Origin of the sequence: Vibrio sp. 10N.222.46.A1 (assembly GCF_041473595.1) — a bacterium.
Lineage (GTDB): Bacteria > Pseudomonadota > Gammaproteobacteria > Enterobacterales > Vibrionaceae > Vibrio > Vibrio tasmaniensis_A.
Window position 1 is genome coordinate 1 of sequence record NZ_JBFRSN010000713.1, and the last position, 6,837, is coordinate 6,837.

Consider the following 6,837-nt stretch of genomic DNA (forward strand, 5'->3'; position numbering starts at 1 on the left):
TCTTGGTCTTGGTCTTGGTCTTGGTGCGCAGACTCATCTTCCGTGACCTCTTCCCATGGAAGATCAACAGCAAGCTCTTCAGTTTGTTCGTTAGCTTGTTCAAACTCCGCATTACCTTGCTGGGCAGCGAAAGGCTCTTGTTGCTCAGTATTAACATCTTCAATCGATACAGGTTGGAACACTGAAGCTTGTTCATCTTGCTCTTCCGCCATATCAAACGGAGATGCTTGCACAGAAGAACCTTCTTCGATTGTTTCTTCTGTTTCATCCACTGGCGAAGCATATAAAGATTCAGGCTGAACGTCTTCTGCACCGAGTTCACCCTCGACTTCAGAGGAACTATCCGTTGCTGTTTCAGCACTATCAAAATCACTATGAGTTGGACTAACTTCCGCTTGTTCGTTTTGCATGTATTGTTGGTACGCAACCTGAGATTCATGTGCGTCAACTTGCTCTTGAGCCGCTAGATCATCTTCATACATTGCAGCATTCTCTAGCTGCTCTATCGTTGCATTCAACTGCTTCGAGCGCTCAATGCCCTCTTCCAAAGGCTCTTCTGGCGCTTGGTAAACAGGCGCAGCAGGGATCGGCTCAGGTTCAACTTCAGGTTGACGTTGAATATCAGACACTTCTTGAGCTGAAGCGTCTTGCTTCGCTGGCGCATCGACAGGCATATGAATATTGTAATGGCGCTTCGGCGACGCGGCACTGTCTAGCGCATTTGTAGCCTCGCCTGAAGACTCATTGGTCGCTGAGAAGCTCATCGCAGGATCTAGTAGATCATGCTCTTTTGATTCTTTGTTATCTTCTAAAGCAGGAACATCACGGTAACTCGGCTCTTGATGACGTTCTTCGATTAAATCGCGGTCTGCCGATTCTGTTAACTGAGGTTCAAGCAGCTCTTGATCTTGGCCGCGCGCCTTATTAACGGCTGACGTAAAGGATTTGATTGCACACTCGCCTAACCATTCAACAATACTTAACCAGGAAATGCCCGTTAATAGGGTAAAGCCAGCTCCCCATAAGAAAAGAAGAACCAACGTACTGCCCAGAACGTTCAGCGTTGGAAGTGCAAGACTTGTTAATACATCACCGACTACACCACCAGATGAAAAGTACCAAATATCATCGAAGTTGATATCCGCTAAACCACAGCTAGTAAGAATAAGGACAATCAGTCCAAGTAAACGAGTACCCCACAGCATGAAATCGATCTGCTCATCTTCATTACGTTTACGGAATAATACCCACGCAGCAACCGTCACCAAGATAGGTAAAGGATAAGCTAAAGAACCAAACACAAAGAAAAGCGTATCCGCCAACCATGCACCTACGTAGCCTCCTGCATTTTGAATATCACCACCCCAAGCCGTTTGCGACCATGATGGGTCAGCAGGGCTAAAAGTTAATAACGCAACGGCAAGTAGAATAGAGAAGAGAACACCTAGAATTAGGCTGCACTCTTTTAGACGTTGAGAACCACTTAAACGAGGAGACTGAGGCTCTTCACTCGTTTTAATGATTGTTTCTACTTTATTACTGCTCTGCTTGAACATAAACCAACTTAATAATTAAACGGGATAAAAACATCTCGAGCGGCAATAGCCGCTCGTTTCAATGAAACTACTGTTGATTTAACCATATCAAACAGAAAAACCCAATTCCAGAAAGCAAGAAAGCGGAACAAATGTCCGCTTTCTTTCATTTCACCAATTGTGATTAACGAGTTTTAATCACAAGTTGATTGGTTTGTTTCACTTCTTCCATTACAACGTAAGTTCGAGTGTCGTTTACGCCTGGTAGACGAAGTAACGTATCACCCAGTAGCTTACGGTAAGCACCCATATCAGATACACGTGTTTTTAGAAGATAGTCAAAATCACCCGACACTAAATGACACTCTTGGATGTCATCCAGTTTCTGCACAGCGGTGTTGAATTGTTCGAACACATCTGGCGCACCACGGTTCAACGTAATTTCAACAAACACTAAAAGTGAAGCATCAAGGTACTGTGGGTTCAGCAATGCTGTGTACCCAGTAATGTAACCTTGACGCTCTAAACGACGAACACGCTCAAGACATGGAGTTGGAGAAAGTCCTACTCGTTTTGAGAGTTCAACGTTTGAGATACGACCGTCTTTTTGCAACTCATTAAGAATGTTGCGGTCAATACGATCTAGTTCCTTGGACGGCTTCTTATAATTGTCTGCCATTTTTTATTCCACCTTATTACTTCCTTGCAAAAAAATATACTACAACTTTTTAATATTCAGTATCAAATTTTACTTAAACATATCTATACTAGATATTAATTCGACAGAATTACCCTACACATAGATAAAACAACCAAAATAAAATGAGGAGTCAGGATGATCATTGGCGTACCTAAGGAAATCAAGAACCACGAATACCGCGTTGGTATGACCCCAGCTAGCGTGAGAGAACTAATCTCACACGGCCACCAAGTTTTTGTAGAAACCAATGCCGGTAATGGTATCGGTTTTTCAGACGATGATTACATCGCTGTAGGCGCATCCATTCTTCCTACTGCTGCTGACGTTTTCGCGAAAGCAGAAATGATTGTAAAGGTTAAAGAACCTCAAGCTGTCGAGCGAGCTATGCTTCGCGAAGGGCAAATATTATTTACCTATTTACACCTTGCACCAGATTTTCCACAAACTGAAGAGCTGATCAAGAGCAAAGCTGTCTGCGTAGCCTATGAGACTGTAACAGATAATATGGGTCGCTTGCCACTATTAGCACCAATGTCTGAAGTCGCTGGTCGCATGTCTATTCAAGCAGGTGCACAAACACTAGAGAAATCTAACGGTGGTTGTGGTCTTCTTCTTGGCGGCGTTCCTGGTGTTGAGCCAGCAAAAGTTGTTGTTGTTGGCGGCGGTGTTGTTGGTGCTAACGCAGCACGTATGGCTGTTGGCCTTCGCGCTGATGTAACCATTCTTGATCGCAACGTAGATACTCTTCGTCGTCTTGATGAAGAATTCCAAGGTCGCGCAAAAGTGGTTTATTCTACTGAAGACGCTATTGAGAAGCATGTTCTAGAAGCTGACCTAGTGATTGGTGCAGTGCTAATCCCAGGCGCAGCCGCTCCTAAACTTGTTACAAAAGATCACATCGCTAAGATGAAGCCAGGTTCAGCGGTTGTTGATGTTGCAATCGACCAAGGTGGTTGTTTTGAAACTTCACATGCAACGACTCACGCCGATCCAACTTACATCGTTGATGACGTAGTTCACTACTGTGTTGCTAACATGCCAGGTGCCGTTGCTCGTACTTCTACTTACGCACTAAACAATGCAACACTTCCTTACATTGTTAAGCTAGCGAACAAAGGTTACCGCGAAGCACTTCTATCTGATGAAGGTTTCCTAGAAGGTCTAAACATAATCCACGGTAAAGTGACTTGTAAAGAAGTTGCAGAAAGCTTTGACCTAGAATACGTAGCGCCTGCAGAAGCAATCGCGATGTTTAACTAATGATGTAATGGCTAACTGAATGCAATAACCTTCTCGTTGAAGCGTTCAGTTAATTCAGACACATTAAACAAAAAGCCAGTACGACATTATGTCGCGCTGGCTTTTTTGTATTTATCATTTTTTTGTATTTATAGCTTTATTTTGCATTCATGATGTTAGATCGTAAAAACACGTACCAGTGCTGTTTACCGCTAGCGCTCGATCTTAACCCCATGAATCAATAGGTTTCTTGGCGTTACACTACGTTCGCAGAACTCTTCAATCGAAGCTTGATAACCTTGTTCTTGCAGATAAATGGCACGATCTAAGGCCAACCATATCTCTAAAGGTCTTCTAAAGACTTGTTGAACTAAACTCAGCTTTTCCATTTCCCAGAAAAGCGCTTCGCCTTGAATTAAATAAGAGTCAAAATCAATATCTGAACCCAGCGATATATCTTTCACTTCAGATGCCCAGCAACAAAATGATTCAAAGCCTTCGGATAGCTCCGATTTCTTGATGCTTGGTACAGGAATGTACTCGTCGACACCAAGCTCACCCTTAAGTAGTTGGCTAAAGCCTAATCGGTAACTCATTTCTAACTGACGGTGCCTTTTTACTCTTTCACCACCAGTGACGGTTTCTTGAAGCGGGATTCTTAAGTCGCTCTTGCTCAACGTTAATGCTGAGCTTTTCGCAACGGATGACATCGCTTGGTAGCTTTCATCGTGAATAAGGTGGTAGCAACATGGAGAAATGGTGACTGCAGGAAGCCCATGTGAAACAGATTTCTTCACTAATTCGACATGAAGGTCACCACAAGCATGAAGAGCAACAGCATGTTGATTTGAGTTAAACACCCTATCTGCATCTTTTGAAAACGCGTCACCTTGAACAAAGTCCATCTCTAGTTTCTGGTCATCTGCAATCTTTTGTCCGCTTTCACACAACGATTGTTGCCATTCAAAGCTAGTGACTTTTTGATCTGATTGCTGAGATAAGATCCGACCGAGAAAGCCTTTGCCAGAACACCATTCAAGCCACTCTTTACCATGATGGTGCTCTAATGAAGCCTCACCCATCGCGACGATTTGTTGCAGCTTTCTGCCGGGAATACCATCGGCAGTACCGCGCGGAAGATCAAGCCCAACTAAAGCCGAATTATCAAACTGGATGTGTTGATTGGCATTCCCTAACTCTGGGAGAAAACGCATAAGTTCCGAAATCAGAACTTGAGGCTGTTCTTTTAGCGTTTGAATGCGTTCAATACTCAAACCATCTAACCAATCGACAAGTGGAAGGTTCACGTCTGTCCATGGCTGATCGTGAGTTTGGCATAGGTGAAAAGGCTCTGAACGCCAGTAAATCTGGTGCTCTAGCAAAAATGAATCGAGTATTTTGAATCGTGAATGCATGCTTCCCCCTATGGTGCGATGATTGTAGGGGTAAGAGGCCTAAATGGAAAGGAAGGTTACAAATTGAGGTTGTATAAAGACAACCTACCAGCAATAAAACCACAAATGAGCTTAAATGAAAACGGCCTGTAAACAGGCCGAATTGGGAATCTAGGTAAGACTATGACCCTTAGCGAACGGGTAAGTCGATGTCTTTAAACATCTCTTCGATCTCTTCATTCGATTTCAAAGAAATAGCTTGCTCAACTACTGGGCGAGTTAAGTGCGGTGCAAAACGCTCCATGAAATCGAACATGTAAGAACGTAAGAAAGTACCCTTTCTAAAGCCAATACTTGTGGTACTCGCACCAAACAAGTGGCTCGCGTCAATAGCAACCAAGTCTGTATCTTGCTCGTGGTCAATCGCCATGCTTGCAATTACACCCACCCCGATCCCCATCCGAACATAAGTTTTAATCACATCAGCATCCGTCGCGGTAAACACAACACGCGGTGTTAAGCCTACTTTGTTAAATGCTGTATCCAGCTCGGAACGGCCAGTAAAACCAAATACATAAGTCACGAGAGAATAAGCGGCAAGATCTTCAATCGAGATATTTCGTTTCTGTGCAAGAGGGTGATCTTTCGTTACCACGATCGAACGGTTCCAATGATAACAAGGCAGCATAATTGCATCTTGATAAAGGTGTAGCGCTTCCGTTGCAATCGCAAAGTTCGCTGTACCCTTAGCTACCGCTTCTGACATCTGGCTTGGCGTACCTTGATGCATGTGAAGCGACACTTTTGGATAACGCGCCGTGAAACCTTTAATAACATCAGGGAGTGCATAACGAGCTTGAGTATGAGTGGTTGAAATATTCAATGTGCCCATCTCAGGATGAGTGTGCTCACCCGCAACCGCTTTAATACTCTCAACACGAGCCAAAATCTCTTGAGAGATACGAATAATATCCTCACCGGCTTGTGTAACCTGAGTTAAATGCTTACCGCTACGCTCAAATATTTGAATGCCTAGCTCGTCTTCAAGTAATCTAACCTGTTTACTTATGCCGGGCTGAGATGTGTACAAACTCTCTGCTGTCGCTGAAACATTTAGGTTATGGTTTAGAACCTCAACAATGTACTTCAGTTGCTGTAACTTCATATCTAACCTCGTAATCCTTTACTCATTTCTGCGCTAACTTATTTGCAAATAGAGCGTTATAGTCTCGTGTAATATAATTAATAGTTATAACGCTTCGAGAACTAAAATGACAGAAATATCGAGCTTTTAAAGCGTAACAAATAAAAACATCACTGACGCTTTGTAAGCCACTCCTCATTCTCACACATTAGTTAGTAAATTTTGATTGCCGATTGCGCTCAACAAGAGATAATCAAAAATTGTAATTTACAAGTGCCTATACACAATGGAATCGTGTATCCTCTCTAGTTAGCTATAGAAAACAATAAGCAGACACAAATATATGAATATTGGTTTAATAATCGCCTTGGTAGCCGTGCTTTTGGTGTTGGTTTTAGGCTACAACATCATGCTTCAATACAAAGTTAAGGTAGAAACAACGAAGAAACAGGAAGCTTCTCGTTATCTAACCATTATAGATGGAACAGAAGAGTTAATTGGCAATGCTCACCACATGCCGTTTAGCCAAGATCTTCTTATATGCTTAAACAATCGAATTCTTGATGCATTAGTTAATATGTATGAACTCGATCCTAAAAATAAGCAGCTTGCCCAACGCATCGAAAGCGTAAAGCAACAAATCACTCAGCTTAAAGAGAACCACCAAGGGGGCGAAAGCACCGCTTTTCGCATGCCTAGTAGTGACAAGCAAGCAATCATGATGCTTAAGCTAGTTAAACGCTTGCGTGACACGGTTCGTAACGAGCACAATAAAGGACGTTTTAATACTCAAGCTTTTGTGGTTGAAAACGCTCGCTTAGAAAC

The 6,837-nt window shown here is 42.9% G+C and carries 5 protein-coding genes and 1 pseudogene; 2 read left to right on the forward strand and 4 right to left on the reverse strand.

Going from position 1 to position 6,837, the window contains the following annotated elements:
- Both AB4496_RS18875 and lrp read right to left on the reverse strand, forming a co-directional pair.
- A partial coding sequence (locus AB4496_RS18875; RefSeq protein ID WP_372131615.1) for a DNA translocase FtsK 4TM domain-containing protein occupies positions 1 to 1,556 on the reverse strand: 1,556 nt, incomplete at its 3' end.
- A gap of 163 nt (positions 1,557 to 1,719) precedes the next feature.
- Positions 1,720 to 2,214: a leucine-responsive transcriptional regulator Lrp gene (lrp, locus tag AB4496_RS18880; RefSeq protein ID WP_004734558.1), complete on the reverse strand. Its 495-nt coding sequence runs from the start codon at positions 2,212 to 2,214 to the stop codon at positions 1,720 to 1,722.
- Positions 2,215 to 2,370: 156 nt separating this feature from the next.
- Here lrp and ald point away from each other — a divergent pair, with 156 nt between their 5' ends.
- Positions 2,371 to 3,495: an alanine dehydrogenase gene (ald, locus tag AB4496_RS18885; RefSeq protein ID WP_009848856.1), complete on the forward strand. Its 1,125-nt coding sequence runs from the start codon at positions 2,371 to 2,373 to the stop codon at positions 3,493 to 3,495.
- Between the two features lie 191 nt (positions 3,496 to 3,686).
- Here the strand turns inward: ald and AB4496_RS18890 are convergent, their stop codons facing one another.
- Both AB4496_RS18890 and cysB read right to left on the reverse strand, forming a co-directional pair.
- Entirely contained in the window at positions 3,687 to 4,889 is a 1,203-nt protein-coding gene (locus tag AB4496_RS18890) for a methyltransferase (protein ID WP_102257829.1), read from the reverse strand.
- A gap of 169 nt (positions 4,890 to 5,058) precedes the next feature.
- Positions 5,059 to 6,033: an HTH-type transcriptional regulator CysB gene (cysB, locus tag AB4496_RS18895; protein ID WP_009848858.1), complete on the reverse strand. Its 975-nt coding sequence runs from the start codon at positions 6,031 to 6,033 to the stop codon at positions 5,059 to 5,061.
- 322 nt (positions 6,034 to 6,355) lie between these two features.
- On the opposite strand from cysB, the pseudogene AB4496_RS18900 reads away from it, so the two are divergent.
- A pseudogene (locus AB4496_RS18900) lies at positions 6,356 to 6,837 on the forward strand (DNA repair protein); the annotation flags it as partial.

Bases quoted from the DNA above. Each gene is read 5' to 3' on its own strand.
- lrp (WP_004734558.1), bottom strand. From the start codon at position 2,214: ATGGCAGACAATTATAAGAAGCCGTCCAAGGAACTAGATCGTATTGAC.
- ald (WP_009848856.1), top strand. From the start codon at position 2,371: ATGATCATTGGCGTACCTAAGGAAATCAAGAACCACGAATACCGCGTT.
- AB4496_RS18890 (WP_102257829.1), bottom strand. From the start codon at position 4,889: ATGCATTCACGATTCAAAATACTCGATTCATTTTTGCTAGAGCACCAG.
- cysB (WP_009848858.1), bottom strand. From the start codon at position 6,033: ATGAAGTTACAGCAACTGAAGTACATTGTTGAGGTTCTAAACCATAAC.